This is a genomic window from Enterovibrio litoreus, assembly GCF_045679545.1.
Taxonomy (GTDB): Bacteria; Pseudomonadota; Gammaproteobacteria; order Enterobacterales; family Vibrionaceae; genus Enterovibrio.
The window spans coordinates 3206730-3225639 of record NZ_CP166194.1 but is presented as its reverse complement, the minus strand read 5'-3'; the positions used below and the strand labels follow the sequence as shown (position 1 = coordinate 3225639).

32 protein-coding genes and 1 rRNA gene are annotated in these 18910 nt (G+C 47.5%); 32 read left to right on the top strand and 1 reads right to left on the bottom strand.

What is annotated here, in order from left to right; all coding sequences use genetic code 11:
• Positions 1-53: 53 nt before the first annotated feature.
• The 31 genes from tuf to rplQ all read left to right on the top strand — a co-directional run bounded on the left by tuf (position 54) and on the right by rplQ (position 16148).
• Complete coding sequence (gene tuf, locus AB8599_RS14435; protein ID WP_407331565.1) at positions 54-1238, top strand: elongation factor Tu; 1185 nt, start codon at positions 54-56, stop codon at positions 1236-1238.
• Between the two features lie 201 nt (positions 1239-1439).
• Positions 1440-1631: a (2Fe-2S)-binding protein gene (locus AB8599_RS14430; RefSeq protein WP_407331564.1), complete on the top strand. Its 192-nt coding sequence runs from the start codon at positions 1440-1442 to the stop codon at positions 1629-1631.
• Positions 1632-1714: 83 nt separating this feature from the next.
• Positions 1715-2191 carry a bacterioferritin gene (bfr, locus tag AB8599_RS14425; RefSeq protein WP_407331563.1) on the top strand — a complete coding sequence of 159 codons (477 nt, stop codon included), beginning with the start codon at positions 1715-1717 and terminating at the stop codon, positions 2189-2191.
• Positions 2192-2530: 339 nt separating this feature from the next.
• Positions 2531-2842: a 30S ribosomal protein S10 gene (gene rpsJ, locus AB8599_RS14420; RefSeq protein WP_016962010.1), complete on the top strand. Its 312-nt coding sequence runs from the start codon at positions 2531-2533 to the stop codon at positions 2840-2842.
• 15 nt (positions 2843-2857) lie between these two features.
• A complete protein-coding gene (gene rplC, locus AB8599_RS14415) occupies positions 2858-3487 on the top strand; it encodes a 50S ribosomal protein L3 (protein ID WP_407331562.1) in 630 nt (209 codons plus the stop codon).
• Between the two features lie 16 nt (positions 3488-3503).
• Positions 3504-4106, top strand: a complete 603-nt coding sequence (gene rplD / locus AB8599_RS14410) for a 50S ribosomal protein L4 (protein ID WP_028024654.1) — start codon at positions 3504-3506, stop codon at positions 4104-4106.
• Positions 4103-4405, top strand: coding sequence for a 50S ribosomal protein L23 (rplW, locus tag AB8599_RS14405; RefSeq protein WP_016962013.1), 303 nt, complete (start codon positions 4103-4105; stop codon positions 4403-4405). Before rplD ends, rplW begins: the two co-directional genes overlap by 4 nt.
• A gap of 19 nt (positions 4406-4424) precedes the next feature.
• Positions 4425-5249 (top strand): 50S ribosomal protein L2, encoded by an 825-nt coding sequence (gene rplB / locus AB8599_RS14400; RefSeq protein ID WP_407331561.1) that lies wholly within the window; start codon positions 4425-4427, stop codon positions 5247-5249.
• Between the two features lie 18 nt (positions 5250-5267).
• Entirely contained in the window at positions 5268-5546 is a 279-nt protein-coding gene (gene rpsS, locus AB8599_RS14395; protein ID WP_016962015.1) for a 30S ribosomal protein S19, read from the top strand.
• 11 nt (positions 5547-5557) lie between these two features.
• On the top strand, positions 5558-5890 hold the full coding sequence (gene rplV, locus AB8599_RS14390; protein WP_028024652.1) for a 50S ribosomal protein L22: 333 nt from the start codon (positions 5558-5560) through the stop codon (positions 5888-5890).
• A gap of 19 nt (positions 5891-5909) precedes the next feature.
• Entirely contained in the window at positions 5910-6599 is a 690-nt protein-coding gene (rpsC, locus tag AB8599_RS14385; RefSeq protein WP_407331560.1) for a 30S ribosomal protein S3, read from the top strand.
• 11 nt (positions 6600-6610) lie between these two features.
• Positions 6611-7021, top strand: a complete 411-nt coding sequence (rplP, locus tag AB8599_RS14380) for a 50S ribosomal protein L16 (RefSeq protein ID WP_016962018.1) — start codon at positions 6611-6613, stop codon at positions 7019-7021.
• Complete coding sequence (gene rpmC / locus AB8599_RS14375) at positions 7021-7212, top strand: 50S ribosomal protein L29 (RefSeq protein ID WP_028024650.1); 192 nt, start codon at positions 7021-7023, stop codon at positions 7210-7212. Before rplP ends, rpmC begins: the two co-directional genes overlap by 1 nt.
• On the top strand, positions 7212-7466 hold the full coding sequence (rpsQ, locus tag AB8599_RS14370) for a 30S ribosomal protein S17 (protein WP_016962020.1): 255 nt from the start codon (positions 7212-7214) through the stop codon (positions 7464-7466). Before rpmC ends, rpsQ begins: the two co-directional genes overlap by 1 nt.
• Before the next feature lie 160 nt (positions 7467-7626).
• The gene (rplN, locus tag AB8599_RS14365; protein ID WP_067418550.1) at positions 7627-7998 is read left to right on the top strand and encodes a 50S ribosomal protein L14; all 372 of its coding nucleotides are present in this window, start codon (positions 7627-7629) and stop codon (positions 7996-7998) included.
• A 13-nt stretch (positions 7999-8011) separates the two neighbouring features.
• Positions 8012-8326: a 50S ribosomal protein L24 gene (gene rplX, locus AB8599_RS14360; protein ID WP_016962022.1), complete on the top strand. Its 315-nt coding sequence runs from the start codon at positions 8012-8014 to the stop codon at positions 8324-8326.
• A 14-nt stretch (positions 8327-8340) separates the two neighbouring features.
• On the top strand, positions 8341-8880 hold the full coding sequence (rplE, locus tag AB8599_RS14355; RefSeq protein WP_407331559.1) for a 50S ribosomal protein L5: 540 nt from the start codon (positions 8341-8343) through the stop codon (positions 8878-8880).
• Between the two features lie 17 nt (positions 8881-8897).
• A complete protein-coding gene (gene rpsN / locus AB8599_RS14350) occupies positions 8898-9203 on the top strand; it encodes a 30S ribosomal protein S14 (protein WP_407331558.1) in 306 nt (101 codons plus the stop codon).
• A 23-nt stretch (positions 9204-9226) separates the two neighbouring features.
• The gene (gene rpsH, locus AB8599_RS14345; RefSeq protein WP_407331557.1) at positions 9227-9619 is read left to right on the top strand and encodes a 30S ribosomal protein S8; all 393 of its coding nucleotides are present in this window, start codon (positions 9227-9229) and stop codon (positions 9617-9619) included.
• A gap of 10 nt (positions 9620-9629) precedes the next feature.
• Entirely contained in the window at positions 9630-10163 is a 534-nt protein-coding gene (gene rplF / locus AB8599_RS14340; protein WP_274167044.1) for a 50S ribosomal protein L6, read from the top strand.
• A gap of 9 nt (positions 10164-10172) precedes the next feature.
• The gene (rplR, locus tag AB8599_RS14335; protein WP_407331556.1) at positions 10173-10526 is read left to right on the top strand and encodes a 50S ribosomal protein L18; all 354 of its coding nucleotides are present in this window, start codon (positions 10173-10175) and stop codon (positions 10524-10526) included.
• 13 nt (positions 10527-10539) lie between these two features.
• Complete coding sequence (gene rpsE / locus AB8599_RS14330) at positions 10540-11037, top strand: 30S ribosomal protein S5 (protein WP_016962028.1); 498 nt, start codon at positions 10540-10542, stop codon at positions 11035-11037.
• Positions 11038-11043: 6 nt separating this feature from the next.
• A complete protein-coding gene (gene rpmD, locus AB8599_RS14325; RefSeq protein WP_002541431.1) occupies positions 11044-11223 on the top strand; it encodes a 50S ribosomal protein L30 in 180 nt (59 codons plus the stop codon).
• A gap of 4 nt (positions 11224-11227) precedes the next feature.
• Positions 11228-11662, top strand: coding sequence for a 50S ribosomal protein L15 (rplO, locus tag AB8599_RS14320; protein ID WP_016962030.1), 435 nt, complete (start codon positions 11228-11230; stop codon positions 11660-11662).
• 22 nt (positions 11663-11684) lie between these two features.
• Entirely contained in the window at positions 11685-13010 is a 1326-nt protein-coding gene (secY, locus tag AB8599_RS14315; RefSeq protein WP_017002713.1) for a preprotein translocase subunit SecY, read from the top strand.
• 26 nt (positions 13011-13036) lie between these two features.
• Positions 13037-13150 carry a 50S ribosomal protein L36 gene (rpmJ, locus tag AB8599_RS14310; protein ID WP_000868186.1) on the top strand — a complete coding sequence of 38 codons (114 nt, stop codon included), beginning with the start codon at positions 13037-13039 and terminating at the stop codon, positions 13148-13150.
• Positions 13151-13296: 146 nt separating this feature from the next.
• Complete coding sequence (rpsM, locus tag AB8599_RS14305) at positions 13297-13653, top strand: 30S ribosomal protein S13 (protein ID WP_407331555.1); 357 nt, start codon at positions 13297-13299, stop codon at positions 13651-13653.
• 19 nt (positions 13654-13672) lie between these two features.
• Positions 13673-14062: a 30S ribosomal protein S11 gene (gene rpsK / locus AB8599_RS14300; RefSeq protein WP_002541534.1), complete on the top strand. Its 390-nt coding sequence runs from the start codon at positions 13673-13675 to the stop codon at positions 14060-14062.
• A 30-nt stretch (positions 14063-14092) separates the two neighbouring features.
• Positions 14093-14713 carry a 30S ribosomal protein S4 gene (rpsD, locus tag AB8599_RS14295; protein WP_016962033.1) on the top strand — a complete coding sequence of 207 codons (621 nt, stop codon included), beginning with the start codon at positions 14093-14095 and terminating at the stop codon, positions 14711-14713.
• 23 nt (positions 14714-14736) lie between these two features.
• Positions 14737-15726 carry a DNA-directed RNA polymerase subunit alpha gene (locus tag AB8599_RS14290; RefSeq protein WP_002541536.1) on the top strand — a complete coding sequence of 330 codons (990 nt, stop codon included), beginning with the start codon at positions 14737-14739 and terminating at the stop codon, positions 15724-15726.
• 35 nt (positions 15727-15761) lie between these two features.
• A complete protein-coding gene (rplQ, locus tag AB8599_RS14285) occupies positions 15762-16148 on the top strand; it encodes a 50S ribosomal protein L17 (protein ID WP_028024637.1) in 387 nt (128 codons plus the stop codon).
• A gap of 105 nt (positions 16149-16253) precedes the next feature.
• Here rplQ and AB8599_RS14280 read toward each other — a convergent pair whose 3' ends face one another.
• Positions 16254-16499: a hypothetical protein gene (locus tag AB8599_RS14280; RefSeq protein ID WP_407331554.1), complete on the bottom strand. Its 246-nt coding sequence runs from the start codon at positions 16497-16499 to the stop codon at positions 16254-16256.
• Between the two features lie 856 nt (positions 16500-17355).
• On the opposite strand from AB8599_RS14280, the gene AB8599_RS14275 reads away from it, so the two are divergent.
• Positions 17356-18900 (top strand): 16S ribosomal RNA (locus AB8599_RS14275).
• Positions 18901-18910: the final 10 nt, after the last annotated feature.

Here is an 18910-nt window from a genome sequence, read left to right as displayed (position 1 = left end):
CTGATCGCACTTACGACGGTAGGTGCGGCTCATAACTAGGAAGGAACACGATCGTGTCTAAAGAAAAATTTGAACGTACGAAACCGCACGTTAACGTTGGTACAATCGGCCACGTTGACCACGGTAAAACCACTCTAACTGCTGCTATCTGTACTGTACTGTCAAAAGTATACGGCGGTTCAGCACGTGACTTCGCATCAATCGATAACGCTCCAGAAGAGCGTGAGCGCGGTATCACTATCTCTACCTCACACGTAGAATACGATACTCCTTCACGTCACTACGCACACGTAGACTGCCCAGGACACGCCGATTATGTTAAAAACATGATCACCGGTGCTGCGCAAATGGACGGTGGTATCCTAGTTGTTGCTGCGACTGATGGCCCTATGCCACAAACTCGTGAGCACATCCTACTAGGTCGCCAAGTTGGTATTCCATACATCCTTGTTTTCATGAACAAGTGTGACATGGTTGATGACGAAGAACTGCTTGAGTTGGTTGAGATGGAAGTTCGTGAACTTCTTTCTGAGTACGACTTCCCAGGCGACGATTGCCCAGTAATTCAAGGTTCTGCACTAGGTGCATTGAACGGCGAAGAGCAGTGGGAAGCAAAAATCATCGAACTAGCTGAAGCACTGGATTCTTACATCCCAGAGCCAGAGCGTGCTATCGATAAGCCATTCATCCTGCCAATCGAAGACGTATTCTCAATCCAAGGCCGTGGTACTGTTGTTACTGGTCGTGTTGAGCAAGGTATCGTACGTGTAGGTGACGAAGTTGCTATCGTTGGTATCGTAGACACCATCACCACTACTTGTACTGGTGTTGAGATGTTCCGTAAACTTCTTGACGAAGGCCGTGCTGGTGAGAACGTTGGTGTTCTTCTACGTGGTACTAAGCGTGACGAAGTTCAACGTGGTCAAGTACTGGCTAAGCCTGGTTCAATCACTCCACACACTACTTTCACTTCAGAAATCTACGTTCTGTCGAAAGATGAAGGCGGCCGTCATACTCCGTTCTTCAAAGGCTACCGTCCACAGTTCTACTTCCGTACAACTGACGTGACCGGTACTATCGAACTGCCAGAAGGCGTTGAGATGGTAATGCCAGGTGATAACATTGCAATGACTGTTACTCTGATCTCGCCAATCGCGATGGACGAAGGTCTACGCTTCGCAATCCGCGAAGGTGGTCGTACAGTTGGTGCAGGTGTTGTTGCTAAGATCGTTGCTTAATTTTAAGCCTCGATAGCACAATGCTAAAAAAAGAGCGCTTCGGCGCTCTTTTTTATTGCCTATTTTTCAACAAGTAATAAACAAAGCAAAGGGAACTTCGGTTTTTCTGTCACTAAACACCGTATTCAATCGATAAATACAATTTGTAATGTGAACCATTCTCGTTTACATTCTCATAATGAAGTGTTGAGAGAGTTGTTCATGTACGTTTGTTTATGCCACGGAATATCAGATAAGAAAATCAAGAAACTTGCTTTCGAGCAGGGGATTACTGATATCCAAGGTATTCGTCGAATCACCCCGTTGGGCTCTCAATGTGGAAAGTGCATTCGCCCAACAAAAGAACTGCTCAATGAAATCTCTACCATAACGATGTTTAAACAGGCCAGTTAAAATAACGGCTGTGTCCCAATAGCGCGATTGACAGCGCCTTGAACAGTTCTACATTTAGTAGATGCTGAAAAGGAGCGAGCGCGATGAAATCTGATCCTAAAATCATCCAACACCTCAACAAAGCCCTTGGTAATGAACTCATTGCCATCAACCAATATTTCCTTCATGCCCGAATGTATAAAGACTGGGGACTAAAAGTTCTCGCAGATAAAGAGTATGAAGAGTCGATTGATGAAATGAAACACGCTGATGATCTGATTGAGCGAATATTGTTCCTTGAAGGCATTCCCAATTTACAAGACCTCGGCAAACTTCGCATCGGAGAAGATACGCAAGAAATGCTTGAGTGTGACTTAGCGTTAGAGATGGATGCCATTCCTGATCTGAAAGATGCTATTGAGTATGCCGAAAGTGTTCGAGATTATGTTTCCCGCGATCTGTTCAATCATATTCTAGAAGATGAAGAAGAGCATGTTGATTGGCTAGAAACCCAACTCGGTCTCATCGAAAAAGTTGGGATTCAAAACTACAACCAAGCTCAGATGATTGAGGCCGAGTAATAGGTTTAAACGGCCTTAAAAGGTGGCCTGTGATTAATTTTTAAACGTGGCTTGCAAAGCCTTTTGTGATCTGTATAATGCCCGCACTGCCTGAGACAAAATGCTCTCGTAAGTACAGTTGTGAACCAATGAGCACAGGAGGAAGACTAGTCGCTGTAAGCGTTAAGCTTGATTAGTCAGTAATGTATACTCCGCTTATGTTCGCAGTCACGTTAAGTGGCTGACAATGTATCAAATATTGATACTACGGTTTCACATAAATCAATCGGCATTCCCTCGTTTTTACGTGGTTGAGTGGCGATATTGTTTGTGTAATTTTTTTATTTGGAGCTCTGTCTAATGCAGAACCAACGTATCCGTATCCGCCTGAAGGCTTTCGATCATCGTTTGATCGACCAGTCTACTGCGGAAATCGTTGAAACCGCAAAGCGCACTGGTGCGCAGGTTCGTGGTCCTATCCCACTGCCAACTCGTAAAGAGCGCTTCACCGTTCTTGTCTCTCCGCACGTCAACAAAGATGCACGTGACCAGTACGAAATTCGTACTCACAAGCGTCTGATCGACATCGTTGAGCCAACAGATAAAACTGTTGATGCTCTGATGCGTCTTGACCTTGCTGCGGGCGTTGATGTTCAAATCAGCCTGGGTTAAGAGGGGAAATAAGTAATGATTGGTCTAGTCGGTCGTAAAGTAGGCATGACACGCATCTTCACTGAAGATGGCGTTTCTATCCCTGTAACCGTTGTAGAAGTAGAAACTAACCGTGTTACTCAGGTACGTACTCCTGAAGTAGATGGTTACTCTGCTATCCAAGTAACTGCAGGCGTTAAAAAAGCAAGCCGCGTATCTAAGCCAGAAGCTGGTCACTTTGCGAAAGCAGGTGTAGAAGCTGGTCGTGGTCTGTGGGAATTTCGTCTGAATGGTGGTGAAGAGTTTGAAGTCGGCGCTGAGCTGAACGTAGATCTGTTCGCAGAAATCAAGAAAGTTGACGTTACTGGTACATCTAAAGGTAAGGGCTTCCAAGGCGCAGTTAAGCGTTGGAACTTCCGTACTCAAGATATGACCCATGGTAACTCTTTGTCTCACCGTGCTCCGGGTTCAATTGGCCAATGTCAAACCCCAGGTCGTGTATTCAAAGGCAAAAAAATGGCTGGTCACATGGGTGCTGAGCAAGTAACTACTCAGAACCTAGAGATCGTACGTGTTGACGCTGAGCGCAAACTGCTACTTATTAAAGGTGCAGTCCCTGGTGCAACTGGCAGCAACGTAATCGTCAAACCAGCCGTTAAAGCGTAACGTCGAGGAGTTAGTAATGGAATTGGTAGTCAAAGGCGCTGATGCGCTAACTGTCTCCGAAACTACCTTCGGGCGTGAATACAACGAAGCCCTGGTACACCAGGTAGTCGTTGCATACGCAGCTGGTGCCCGTCAGGGTACTCGCGCTCAGAAAACCCGTTCAGATGTACGCGGTGGTGGTGCTAAGCCATGGCGTCAGAAGGGTACTGGCCGCGCCCGTGCAGGTACAATCCGTAGCCCAATTTGGCGCTCGGGTGGTGTAACTTTCGCAGCTCGTCCTCAGGACCATAGCCAGAAAGTTAACAAAAAGATGTACCGTGGTGCTCTTAAGAGCATTCTGTCTGAGCTAGTCCGTCAAGATCGTTTGATCGTTGTTGACAACTTCTCTGTAGAAGCTCCAAAGACCAAAGAGTTGATCGTCAAGCTGAAAGAGCTTGAACTGACTGAAGCTCTGATCGTAACTGCAGAAGTTGATGAAAATCTGTTCCTTGCGGCACGCAACTTGTACAAAGTTGACGTTCGTGATGCAGCAGGCATTGACCCAGTTAGCCTGATCGCTTTCGACAAAGTAGTGATGACTGCAGCAGCAGTTAAACAAGTTGAGGAGATGCTGGGATGATCACTGAAGAGCGTATTCTTAAAGTTCTACGTGCTCCGCACATCTCTGAAAAAGCAACCATGGCTGCTGAAAACGGTAACACTATCGTTTTCAAAGTAGCGATGACTGCAACTAAGAAAGAGATCAAAGCGGCAGTTGAGAAACTGTTCGAAGTTGAAGTTAAGTCTGTAAATACTCTTATCACTAAGGGTAAAACCAAACGTCAAGGTGCTCGCCAAGGTCGTCGTTCAGACGTCAAAAAAGCGTATGTTATCTTGAAAGAAGGTCAAGACATCGACTTCGCTGGCGGCGCTGAGTAAGACGGAGGAGTATTAAAAAATGGCAATTGTTAAATGTAAGCCTACTTCACCGGGTCGTCGTCACGTTGTTAAAATTGTTAACGCTGACCTGTACAAAGGTAAGCCTTACGCACCGCTTCTGGAGAAAAACCAGAAGTCAGGCGGTCGTAACAACAACGGTCGTATCACAGTACGTCACATCGGTGGTGGTCATAAGCAACACTACCGTTTGATTGACTTCAAACGTACTAAAGACGGCATCCCAGCGAAAGTTGAGCGCCTGGAATACGATCCAAACCGCAGTGCAAACATTGCACTGGTTCTGTACGCAGACGGTGAGCGTCGTTATATCATTGCACCTAAAGGTGTTAAAGCTGGTGATCAGATTCAATCTGGTCCTGATGCTGCGATCAAAGCAGGTAACACCCTGCCAATGCGTAACATCCCAGTAGGTTCGACTGTTCACTGTGTTGAACTGAAGCCTGGTAAAGGTGCTCAGCTAGCACGTTCAGCGGGTGCTTATGCACAAATCGTTGCACGTGATGGCGCATACGTAACTATTCGTTTGCGTTCTGGCGAAATGCGTAAAGTACTTTCTGAAGGTCGTGCGACCATCGGTGAAGTTGGCAACGCAGAACACATGCTACGTGAGTTGGGTAAAGCTGGTGCAACACGTTGGAGAGGCGTTCGCCCTACCGTACGTGGTGTAGCAATGAACCCAGTGGATCACCCACACGGTGGTGGTGAAGGTCGCACATCAGGCGGTCGTCACCCAGTATCACCTTGGGGTATGCCAACTAAGGGCTTCAAAACCCGTAGCAACAAACGTACCGACAAGTACATCGTACGTCGTCGTAACAAGTAATTTTAAAGAGGATACGCCATGCCACGTTCTCTCAAGAAAGGTCCATTTATTGACCTGCACTTGCTGAAGAAGGTAGAGAAAGCGTTGGAAAGCGGAGACAAAAAGCCTGTTAAGACTTGGTCCCGTCGTTCAATGATCATCCCTCAGATGATCGGTTTGACCATCGCTGTCCATAATGGTCGTCAGCACGTACCTGTTTTCGTCACTGAAGAGATGATCGGTCACAAGCTGGGCGAATTTGCACCAACACGTACTTATCGCGGCCATGCTGCAGATAAGAAAGCTAAGAAGCGTTAAGGAGTTAAGATATGGAAGCTATTGCTAAACATCGCTTTGCTCGCATTTCGCCTCAAAAAGCACGTTTGGTTGCAGACCAAGTGCGCGGTAAAAACGTTGCACAAGCTCTAGAAGTTTTGACGTTCAGCGACAAAAAAGCTGCTGAACTAATCAAGAAGGTTCTGGAGTCTGCTATCGCAAACGCCGAGCATAACGAAGGTGCTGACATTGATGATTTGAATGTCGCAAAAATCTTTGTTGACGAAGGTCCAGTCATGAAGCGCATTATGCCTCGTGCAAAAGGCCGTGCCGATCGCATCTTGAAGCGTTCTAGCCACATCACTGTTGTTGTAGCAGACCGCTAAGAGACGAGGAGAGAAAGCAATGGGTCAAAAAGTACATCCTAATGGTATTCGTCTTGGCATTTGTAAGCCTTGGAATTCCACTTGGTTTGCTAACAGCCAAGATTTCGCTGACAACCTAGACGGCGACTTCAAGGTACGTCAGTTCCTGACTAATGAACTGAAAAAAGCGTCTGTATCTCGCATCGTTATCGAGCGCCCTGCTAAGAGCATCCGTGTGACTATTCACACAGCTCGCCCAGGTGTTGTTATCGGTAAGAAAGGCGAAGACGTAGAAAAACTGCGCGCTCGCGTTGCTCAACTAGCCGGTGTACCTGCACAAATCAACATTGCAGAAGTACGTAAGCCAGAGCTTGATGCTCAGCTTGTTGGTGACAGCATCGCTTCTCAGCTAGAGCGTCGTGTTATGTTCCGTCGTGCTATGAAGCGCGCGGTACAAAACGCAATGCGTCTAGGCGCCAAAGGTATCAAAGTGGAAGTAAGCGGCCGTCTTGGCGGCGCTGAAATCGCTCGTACCGAGTGGTACCGTGAAGGTCGTGTGCCATTGCACACCCTTCGTGCTGATATTGACTACGCAACTTCTTCGGCTCACACCACTTACGGTGTAATTGGTATTAAAGTTTGGATCTTCAAAGGTGAAGTTCTAGGCGGCATGCCAGTTGCTGAGCCACAGGCTGAAAAGCCTAAGAAGCAGCGTAAAGGCCGTAAGTAAGGAGTCTATCGATGCTTCAACCAAAACGTACTAAGTTCCGCAAGGCTTTTAAAGGTCGTAACCGCGGTCTTGCTGCCGGTACTGACGTAAGCTTCGGTACCTTCGGCCTTAAAGCTGTTGGTCGTGGTCGTATCACTGCTCGTCAGATCGAAGCTGCACGTCGTGCTATGACTCGTCACATTAAGCGTCAGGGTCAAATCTGGATCCGTGTGTTCCCAGACAAGCCGATCACTACCAAGCCTCTGGAAGTTCGTCAGGGTAAAGGTAAGGGTTCTGTAAGTTACTGGGTTGCACAAATTCAACCAGGTAAAGTCCTGTACGAGATGGATGGTGTTTCTGAAACCCTAGCTCGCGAAGCATTCGAGCTAGCTTCACGTAAACTACCAATCAAAACCACTTTCGTAACTAAGGCGGTGATGTGATGAAAGCACAAGAACTTCGCGAAAAGAGCGTAGAACAGCTGAATGAAGAACTGCTGGGTCTGCTGCGTGAGCAATTCAACCTGCGCATGCAAGCAGCAACAGGTCAACTTCAGCAAACTCATACTCTGAAGACTGTTCGTCGTGATATCGCACGTGTTAAAACCGTTCTGAACCAGAAGGGCAACGCATAATGAGCGACCAAATCCGTACTCAACAAGGCCTTGTAGTTAGCGACAAAGGCGATAAGTCTATTGTTGTTGCAATTGAGCGCCAGGTGAAACACCCGATTTACGGTAAGTTCATCAAGCGTACAACTAAACTACATGTTCACGATGAAAACAACGAATGCGCCCAAGGCGACAAAGTTGAAGTTCGTGAGTGTCGTCCACTGTCTAAGACTAAGTCTTGGACTCTGGTACGCGTAGTTGAGAAAGCACGCCTGTAAGGGTAACTTTCCAACGGTTAAAATTTAAACGGCTCCAACTTAGGGGCCGTTTATTTTTTATCTATTCATCTTTAAAAAATAGTGTTATTATTCGCCGCCCTTGTAATGAGGCAGCCCGACCCGAGATGGGTCTAGATGTAATAACAGCGGAGCACTAACCATGATCCAAATGCAAAGTATGCTGGATGCAGCCGACAACTCCGGCGCTCGCAGTGTAATGTGTATTAAGGTGCTGGGTGGTTCACACCGTCGCTACGCCCATATCGGCGATGTCATCAAAGTTACCGTGAAGGATGCAATCCCACGCGGTAAAGTTAAGAAAGGTGACGTTCTGAAGGCGGTTGTAGTTCGCACCCGTAAAGGCGTTCGTCGTCCAGACGGTTCTGTCATTCGCTTCGACCGTAATGCTTGCGTACTGTTGAACAACACTACTGAGCAACCAATCGGTACTCGTATCTTTGGCCCTGTGACACGTGAGCTTCGTGGCGATAAGTTCATGAAGATTGTGTCTCTGGCGCCTGAAGTTCTGTAAGGAGCGGTTTAAAATGGCAGCTAAAATCCGTCGTGAAGACGAAATTATCGTTCTTGTTGGTAAAGATAAAGGCAAGAAAGGTAAAGTATCTAAGGTACTGACTACCGGTAAGGTTATCGTTGAAGGTATCAACCTAGTTAAGAAACACCAGAAGCCAGTTCCGGCAATGGGTGTGCAAGGCGGCATCATTGAAAAAGAAGCAGCACTTGACGTTTCTAACGTGGCTATCTACAACGCGGCAACTGGTAAAGCAGACCGTGTAGGCTTCCGATTTGAAGACGGCAAAAAAGTTCGTTTCTTCAAGTCGAATGGCGAAACTATTAAGTAAGTTGGAGTAGTACTATGGCGAAACTGCATGATTACTACAAAGAGACTGTTGTAAAAGAGCTTGCTGAAAAGTTCGAATACAAGAGTATCATGCAAGTCCCAAGGATCGAAAAGATCACCCTGAACATGGGTGTGGGCGAAGCGATCAACGATAAAAAACTGCTTGAGAATGCAGCTTCAGATATGACCACTATTACTGGTCAGAAGCCGCTTATCACTAAGGCACGTAAATCAGTTGCTGGCTTCAAGATCCGAGAGGGCTACCCTATTGGTTGTAAAGTAACCCTGCGTGGCGAACGTATGTGGGATTTCTTTGAGCGTTTGATCTCAATCGCTCTACCACGTGTACGCGACTTCCGCGGCGTGAGTTCGAAATCTTTCGACGGTCGCGGTAACTATAGCATGGGCGTTCGTGAGCAAATCATCTTCCCAGAGATCGACTACGACAAAGTAGATCGTATCCGTGGTCTTGATATTACTATCACGACTACAGCGGCGACTGATGAGGAAGGTCAAGCTCTGCTGACTGCCTTCAACTTCCCATTCCGTAAGTAAGGTGAAGGGTTACTGTAATGGCTAAGCAATCAATGAAAGCGCGCGAAGCAAAACGCGCGAAGCTGGTAGCAAAGTTCGCTGTAAAGCGTTCTGCACTAAGAGCTACCATCAAAAACGTTAACGCGACCGAAGAAGAGCGTTGGGATGCAGTCCTGAAGCTTCAATCTTTACCGCGTGATTCATCCATGTCTCGTAAGCGTAATCGCTGTAACCAGACTGGGCGTCCACATGGCTACCTACGTAAATTCGGCCTTAGCCGAATCAAGGTCCGCGAAGCTTGCATGAAAGGCGAGATTCCGGGTCTGCGTAAGGCGAGCTGGTAATTGAATCACGGGAGTAAAGACTTATGAGCATGCAAGATCCGATTTCGGATATGCTGACCCGCATTCGCAACGGTCAGACAGCAGCGAAAGTTGCTGTTAAAATGCCTTCGTCAAAGCTGAAAGTGGCAATTGCTGAGCTACTTAAAGTTGAAGGTTATGTGGCTGACTACGCTGTTTCTAGCGATGTTAAGCCAGAACTGGAAGTGACTTTGAAATACTTCGAAGCGAACCCAGTTATCGAGCAAATCCAACGTGTAAGCCGTCCAGGTCTGCGCATCTATAAGAAAAAAGATGCACTGCCTTCTGTAATGGGTGGTCTGGGTATTGCTGTAGTATCAACTTCTAAAGGTTTGATGACCGACCGTGCCGCTCGCAAAGCGGGTCTTGGCGGTGAGATCATCTGCTACGTAGCTTAAGGAGTAGGAAATGTCTCGTGTTGCAAAAGCACCCGTAGTAATTCCTGCCGGCGTAGAGGTGAACCTTAACGGTCAGGAAATCACTGTTAAAGGTAGCAAGGGCGAACTGTCCCGCGTTATCAATAATGCAGTGGTAGTAAGCCAAGAAGACAACGCTGTGAAGTTTGCACCGCGCGAAGGTATCGTGAAGGCTAACGCCCAAGCTGGTACTGCACGTGCACTAGTAAACAACATGGTTGTTGGTGTTACTGAAGGCTTTACCAAGAAACTGATCCTGAAAGGTGTTGGTTATCGTGCGTCAATCAAGGGAAATGCAGTAGCTCTAACTTTGGGCTTCTCTCACCCTGTTGAACATGACCTGCCTGCAGGCATCAAGGCAGAATGCCCAAGCCAAACTGAAATTGTTTTGACTGGTACAGACAAGCAATTAGTTGGTCAAGTAGCTGCTGACATCCGCGCATACCGTCAACCTGAGCCTTACAAGGGCAAAGGTGTTCGTTACTCTGACGAAGTCGTGCGTACTAAAGAAGCTAAGAAGAAGTAAGGTAACACTATGGATAAGAAAATTGCTCGTATCCGTCGTGCGACCCGAGCGCGTCGCAAGATTGCTGAACTGGGTGCGACTCGCCTAGTGGTGCACCGTACTCCACGTCACGTGTACGCACAGGTTATCGCAGCTAATGGCTCTGAAGTTATCGCCGCTGCTTCTACCGTAGAAAAAGCGATCCGTGATCAATTGAAGAGTACCGGTAACAAAGACGCTGCAGCAGCTGTGGGTAAAGCAGTCGCTGAACGTGCGCTGGAAAAAGGCATCGAATCAGTTGCTTTTGACCGCTCCGGTTTCCAATACCACGGCCGCGTGGCTGCACTGGCAGATGCTGCCCGTGAAGCTGGTCTGAAATTCTAAGGTAGGCGGAAAGATGGCTAACGAAAAACAACAAAGTGATTTGCAAGAGAAGCTGATTGCTGTTAACCGTGTTTCTAAAACGGTTAAAGGTGGTCGCATCTTTAGCTTCACCGCTCTTACTGTAGTTGGTGATGGCAATGGTCGCGTAGGTTTCGGTTACGGTAAAGCCCGTGAAGTACCTGCCGCTATCCAAAAATCAATGGAAAAAGCGCGTCGTAACATGGTTACTATCGCGTTAAATGACGGTACTCTGCACCACGCTGTTAAAGGTCGCCACACTGGTTCAAAAGTGTACATGCAACCTGCTTCAGAAGGTACAGGTATCATCGCAGGTGGTGCGATGCGTGCAGTTCTAGAAGTTGCGGGTGTTCGCAACGTTCTGGCGAAAGCATACGGTTCTACTAACCCAATCAACATCGTTCGTGCAACGATTCTTGGTTTGGGTGGTATGAAGTCTCCAGAAATGGTAGCTGCCAAGCGCGGTCTGCCAGTAAACGAAATTCTGGGGTAATTCGACATGGCTAAAACTATTAAAGTAACTCAGACTCGTAGCTCTATCGGCCGACTGCCGAAGCATAAAGCTACGCTGCGTGGCTTGGGCCTTCGTCGCATCAACCACACCGTTGAACTTGAAGATACTGCTTGCGTACGCGGCATGATCAATCAAGTTTACTACATGGTTAAAGTGGAGGAGTAATCACATGCGTTTGAATACTCTATCTCCGGCTGCGGGTTCTAAGCCTTCTAAGAAGCGCGTAGGCCGTGGTATCGGTTCAGGCCTGGGCAAAACTGGTGGCCGCGGTCACAAAGGTCAGAAATCACGTTCAGGTGGTTCTGTGCGCCCAGGTTTCGAAGGCGGTCAAATGCCTTTGAAACAACGTCTGCCAAAATTTGGTTTTACTTCTCGTAAGAGCCTAACTGCAGCTGAAGTTCGTCTAAGCGAACTGGCTAAAGTTGAAGGTGACGTAGTAAGCCTTGAGACACTGAAAGCAGCAAACGTAATCACTAAAGACATCCGTACGGCGAAAATCGTACTGTCAGGTGAGATCGCGCGCTCAGTGACTATCAAAGGTCTTCGCGTTACCAAAGGTGCTCAAGCTGCAATTGAAGCTGCTGGCGGTAAAATCGAGGAATAACTAGCTCGAGGACGAGGTACAGATGGCAAAACAACCAGGACAAAATTTTAGTAGTGCAAAAGGTGGACTTGCGGAACTCAAAAGCCGTCTACTGTTTGTGGTAGGTGCGTTATTGGTTTTCCGTGCCGGCTCTTTTGTACCAATTCCTGGTATTGACGCTGCTGTACTTGCCGATCTGTTCGAACAGCAACAAGGTACCATCATTGAATTGTTTAACATGTTCTCTGGTGGTGCTCTTGAGCGTGCTTCTATCTTAGCGTTGGGTATTATGCCGTATATTTCGGCATCGATTATTGTCCAACTGTTAACGGTAGTTCACCCAGCATTGGCTGAGTTGAAGAAAGAAGGGGAGTCTGGTCGTCGTAAGATTAGCCAGTATACCCGCTACGGCACGTTAGTACTGGCAACCTTCCAAGCGATTGGTATTGCGACGGGGTTGCCTAGTATGATTCCAGGCCTTGTGGTTAACCCAGGGTTTGGATTCTACTTCACTGCTGTTGTGAGTTTGGTTACCGGCACCATGTTTTTGATGTGGTTAGGTGAGCAGATCACTGAGCGTGGTATCGGTAACGGTATTTCCTTGATTATTTTCACGGGTATCGTTGCAGGATTACCATCCGCCATCGGACAGACAGCGGAGCAAGCGCGTCAAGGTGAATTGCACGTGCTTCTTCTTCTGTTGATTGCGGTAATTGCATTCGCAGTAATTGCGTTCGTGGTGTTTATGGAACGTGGTCAACGTCGTATCGTCGTTAACTACGCCAAACGTCAGCAAGGCCGTCGCGTCTTTGCTGCACAGAGCACCCACTTGCCATTGAAAATAAATATGGCAGGCGTAATTCCAGCGATATTTGCATCAAGTATTATCCTGTTTCCAGGCACTTTGGCCCAATGGTTTGGTCAAAGCGAACAGTTGGGCTGGCTGGCCGATGTGTCTTTGGCACTAAGTCCTGGTCAACCTCTGTATGTAATTCTTTATGCTGCAGCGATTATCTTCTTCTGTTTCTTCTACACTGCGTTGGTTTTCAACCCGCGTGAGACGGCAGACAATCTGAAGAAGTCTGGTGCATTCGTACCTGGTATTCGCCCGGGCGAGCAGACTGCAAAGTACATTGATAAAGTAATGACTCGACTGACCCTTGCGGGTGCGTTGTATATCACCTTTATCTGTCTGATCCCCGAGTTCATGATGATTGCTTGGAACGTACGCTTCTATTTTGGCGGAACTTCCCTACTTATCGTAGTCGTGGTAATCATGGACTTTATGGCTCAAGTTCAGACACATCTGATGTCTCAACAATATGAGTCCGTGTTGAAGAAAGCCAATCTGAAAGGCTATGGCCGATAACAGATTGACATCTACGGAGTTTAGCAATGAAAGTTCGTGCTTCCGTTAAGAAAATCTGCCGTAACTGTAAAGTAATCAAGCGTAACGGTGTCGTTCGCGTGATTTGCAGTGAGCCAAAGCACAAGCAGCGCCAAGGCTAATAGCAGAATATTTTTCTTGCAAAATTTAGGCAGGGTGGCTACATTAGCCACCCACCTTTTGTGTGTGCAAAAGAAGTGGTATAGCCGCTGCGTATCCTCAACGGGCTCTGCAGCGGTTCTTCTTGAAAAAGTACTAGGAGTGAATAGTGGCCCGTATTGCAGGCATTAACATTCCTGATCAGAAGCATGCCGTTATCGCATTGACTGCGATTTTCGGTATTGGCAAAACCCGTTCAAAAGCTATTTTGGCTGAGACTGGTATTGCTGAAAGCATTAAGATCAGTGAACTAACTGAAGAGCAGATCGATCTACTGCGTGATGGCGTTGCCAAGTACACTGTAGAAGGTGATCTACGTCGTGAAGTTTCAATGAACATCAAGCGTCTTATGGACCTTGGTTGTTACCGCGGTTTGCGTCATCGTCGCAGCTTGCCACTACGTGGCCAGCGTACGAAGACCAATGCTCGTACCCGTAAGGGTCCGCGCAAACCGATCAAGAAATAATCGGGGTAGGTGATTACTAATGGCTAAACAACCAAATCGCGCACGTAAACGCGTACGCAAGCAAGTTGCTGATGGCGTAGCGCATATCCATGCGTCTTTCAACAACACAATCGTTACCATTACTGACCGTCAAGGTAATGCTCTTGCATGGGCAACTGCAGGTGGTTCTGGTTTCCGCGGTTCTCGTAAATCAACTCCGTTCGCTGCACAGGTTGCTGCTGAGCGTTGTGGTGAGATGGCTAAAGAATATGGCCTTAAGAACCTGGAAGTTATGGTAAAGGGTCCTGGTCCAGGTCGTGAATCTACGATTCGTGCACTGAACGCGGCTGGTTTCCGTATCACAAACATTGTTGATGCGACTCCAATCCCACATAACGGTTGTCGTCCACCTAAGAAACGTCGCGTATAACGCTGTTTCTTAGTATTCTGGAGAAAGATCATGGCAAGATATTTGGGTCCTAAGCTGAAGCTTAGCCGTCGCGAAGGTACTGACTTGTTCCTAAAGTCAGGCGTACGCGCGATTGATACCAAGTGTAAAATTGACAACGCCCCAGGCGTGCACGGCGCTCGTCGCGGTCGTCTGTCTGAATACGGCGTTCAGCTTCGTGAGAAGCAAAAAGTTCGTCGTACTTATGGCGTTCTTGAAAAGCAATTCCGTAACTACTATCAAGAAGCTGCTCGCCTTAAGGGCAATACAGGTGAAAACCTGCTGCAACTTCTAGAAGGTCGTCTGGATAACGTAGTTTACCGCATGGGCTTTGGTGCAACTCGCGCTGAATCACGTCAGTTGGTAAGCCACAAGGCGATCCTAGTAAACGGCAAAGTGGTTAACGTTCCTTCTTTCAAGGTAACGGCTAATGACGTTGTTAGCATTCGTGAGAAAGCTAAGAACCAAGCACGCATCAAAGCAGCGCTTGAAATTGCTGCTCAGCGCGAGCTGCCAACTTGGATCGAAGTAGACAGCAACAAAATGGAAGGCACTTTCAAGCGCCTACCAGAGCGTTCAGATTTGTCTGCTGACATCAACGAACACCTGATCGTCGAGCTTTACTCTAAGTAAAGCTAAACTAAAGAGAGGACACAATGCAGGGTTCTGTAACAGAATTTCTTAAGCCGCGTCTAGTAGACATCGAACAAGTAAGCTCGACGCACGCAAAAGTAACTCTTGAGCCGCTAGAGCGTGGCTTTGGTCACACCCTAGGCAATGCTCTACGTCGTATCCTACTGTCATCTATGCCTGGTTGCGCAGTGACAGAAGTAGAGATTGATGGCGTGTTGCACGAGTACAGCACCAAAGAGGGTGTACAGGAAGATATCCTGGAAATCCTACTTAACCTTAAAGGCTTGGCCGTTAAGGTAGAGGGTAAAGATGAAGTTATCCTTACTCTTAATAAGTCTGGTGCGGGCCCTGTTGTTGCAGGCGACATCACCCACGACGGTGGTGTTGAGATTGCGAACCCAGAACACGTAATCTGCCACTTGACAGATTCAAATGCTGAGATCAGCATGCGAATCAAGGTAGAACGTGGTCGTGGCTATGTACCAGCGTCAGCCCGTATTCATACTGAAGAAGACGAGCGCCCTATCGGCCGTCTGCTTGTCGATGCGACGTTCAGCCCAGTAGACCGTATTGCTTACAATGTTGAAGCAGCACGTGTTGAACAGCGTACTGATCTAGACAAGTTGGTTATCGATATGGAAACCAATGGTACGCTTGATCCTGAGGAAGCTATCCGTCGTGCAGCAACTATTCTTGCTGAGCAACTGGATGCATTCGTAGATCTTCGTGATGTACGAGTTCCTGAAGAGAAAGAAGAAAAGCCAGAGTTCGATCCGATCCTACTGCGTCCTGTAGACGATCTGGAACTAACTGTTCGCTCTGCTAACTGTTTGAAAGCAGAAGCGATCCACTACATTGGTGATCTGGTACAGCGTACCGAGGTAGAGCTTCTTAAGACACCTAACCTTGGTAAAAAGTCTTTGACAGAAATCAAAGACGTGTTGGCTTCACGCGGTTTGTCACTGGGTATGCGCCTCGAAAATTGGCCACCAGCTTCAATCGCTGAAGATTAATCAGATACTGATTACTTAGTTAGAAGGATTAGGTCATGCGCCATCGTAAGAGTGGTCGTCAACTCAATCGCAACAGCAGTCATCGTAAAGCGATGTTCAGCAACATGGCTAGCTCTCTGGTAACTCATGAAGTTATCAAAACAACTCTGCCTAAGGCAAAAGAGCTGCGTCGCGTAATTGAGCCATTGATTACCCTAGCAAAGATCGACAGTGTTGCTAACCGTCGTCTTGCGTTCGCTCGCACTCGTAACGACGAAGTTGTAGCGAAGCTGTTCAACGAATTAGGTCCACGTTTTGCCTCTCGTGCAGGCGGTTACACTCGCATTCTTAAATGCGGTGTACGTGCTGGTGATAAAGCCCCTATGGCTTACATCGAGTTGGTAGATCGTCCTGAGCAATCTGCTGAGGAAGCTGCTGAATAAGCATGCTGAACCTATCGGTAAAAAGCCAGGCATAGCCTGGCTTTTTATTTTTTCAAAGCCATTTTGCCAGCATTTGTCATCCGAGTTCTCGCTTACAAACATATATCATATATATTTGCTCGACCTATCGTCGCACACTTGACCTAATATAAAGCCCATTCGATACTTTTCTACTTCTACTTCTACTTCTACTTCTACTTCTACTTCTACTTCTACTTCTACTTCTACTTCTACTTCTACTTCTACTTCTACTTCTACTTCTACTTCTACTTCTACTTCTACTTCTACTTCTACTTCTACTTCTACTTCTACTTCTATCTCAACCTCTGCGTACAATTTGTCGATAATCACTGAGCAGTTATGTCCACCACTGTGTACAGATAGCCTTTCTTACTTCATTGCGCCAATTTCTCGTATAACAAGTCATGTGTATACGTGCAGTATTAACAATGAAGGTCTGAGCTTTACGGCGTAAATACTCGCATATACGCACACATCTATATAAAAGGTGTTGTACTCTTCATTGATAGTTATGCACAGGGTGCTGTGAGTGACTTGTGTGTAAAATGTGTGAAAATAGGCGTTTCGTTTAGATTGGACGCTAAAAAGCATATTTTCATCAAAAACCACAAAAAAATCTTGCCAAGATTCAATCGCTCCCTATAATGCGACCTCACTGACACGGCGACCTGCTCCACACGGAACAAACAGCCCACTCGGTACGGCGAAACGGCTTCAAAATTGATTGAAAATAAACGCTTGACGTTAACGACTCAATCAGTAGAATGCCCGCCTGCTTCAACGGAAAAGCCCAGTGCTTATCGCGGTTGAAGGGAGTCAACAAGACGTTTTGAAGGTTGCGAAAGCAACGTTGAAAAATCTCAAAATTTCTTCTTGACTTCATCGCCTGGCAGCGTAGAATTCGCAGCCCTGACGGTGAGAAGACGCCTCCACGGAGTCGCTTCTACAGTCAACGTTCTTTAACAATTTGACCTATACAATCTGTGTGGGCACTCGTACTTGATAGGCATAAGATTTATCAATGAACTGAGTGACCCAATCGAATTGGAAATCAGCCTTGAGCTGTTTTGATTTCACTTTTTCAAAAGTGGAAACCAATAAGAAACACAGTCAATGCAGATTTGCCTTAGGGCAAAAAAGTAATTCAGTATTCATTGAGCGTCACTTTCGAGTGACAACAAAATTCTAATTGAAGAGTTTGATCATGGCTCAGATTGAACGCTGGCGGCAGGCCTAACACATGCAAGTCGAGCGGTAACATTTCAAAAGCTTGCTTTTGAAGATGACGAGCGGCGGACGGGTGAGTAATGGCTGGGAACCTGCCCTGACGTGGGGGATAACAGTTGGAAACGACTGCTAATACCGCATGATGTCTACGGACCAAAGAGGGGGATCTTCGGACCTCTCGCGTCGGGATGGGCCCAGTTGGGATTAGCTAGTTGGTGAGGTAATGGCTCACCAAGGCGACGATCCCTAGCTGGTTTGAGAGGATGATCAGCCACACTGGAACTGAGACACGGTCCAGACTCCTACGGGAGGCAGCAGTGGGGAATATTGCACAATGGGCGCAAGCCTGATGCAGCCATGCCGCGTGTGTGAAGAAGGCCTTCGGGTTGTAAAGCACTTTCAGCAGTGAGGAAGGTTAGTACGTTAATAGCGTATTAATTTGACGTTAGCTGCAGAAGAAGCACCGGCTAACTCCGTGCCAGCAGCCGCGGTAATACGGAGGGTGCGAGCGTTAATCGGAATTACTGGGCGTAAAGCGCATGCAGGCGGTTTGTTAAGCAAGATGTGAAAGCCCCGGGCTCAACCTGGGAACCGCATTTTGAACTGGCAGGCTAGAGTCTTGTAGAGGGGGGTAGAATTTCAGGTGTAGCGGTGAAATGCGTAGAGATCTGAAGGAATACCGGTGGCGAAGGCGGCCCCCTGGACAAAGACTGACGCTCAGATGCGAAAGCGTGGGGAGCAAACAGGATTAGATACCCTGGTAGTCCACGCTGTAAACGATGTCTACTTGGAGGTTGTGACCTAGAGTCGTGGCTTTCGGAGCTAACGCGTTAAGTAGACCGCCTGGGGAGTACGGTCGCAAGATTAAAACTCAAATGAATTGACGGGGGCCCGCACAAGCGGTGGAGCATGTGGTTTAATTCGATGCAACGCGAAGAACCTTACCTACTCTTGACATCCACAGAAGAGACCAGAGATGGACTTGTGCCTTCGGGAACTGTGAGACAGGTGCTGCATGGCTGTCGTCAGCTCGTGTTGTGAAATGTTGGGTTAAGTCCCGCAACGAGCGCAACCCTTATCCTTGTTTGCCAGCACGTCATGGTGGGAACTCCAGGGAGACTGCCGGTGATAAACCGGAGGAAGGTGGGGACGACGTCAAGTCATCATGGCCCTTACGAGTAGGGCTACACACGTGCTACAATGGCGTATACAGAGGGCAGCGAGGCCGCGAGGTGGAGCGAATCCCAGAAAGTACGTCGTAGTCCGGATCGGAGTCTGCAACTCGACTCCGTGAAGTCGGAATCGCTAGTAATCGTGGATCAGAATGCCACGGTGAATACGTTCCCGGGCCTTGTACACACCGCCCGTCACACCATGGGAGTGGGCTGCACCAGAAGTAGATAGCTTAACCTTCGGGAGGGCGTTTACCACGGTGTGGTTCATGACTGGGGTGAAGTCGTAACAAGGTAGCCCTAGGGGAACCTGGGGCTGGATCACCTCCTTAACGATACTAT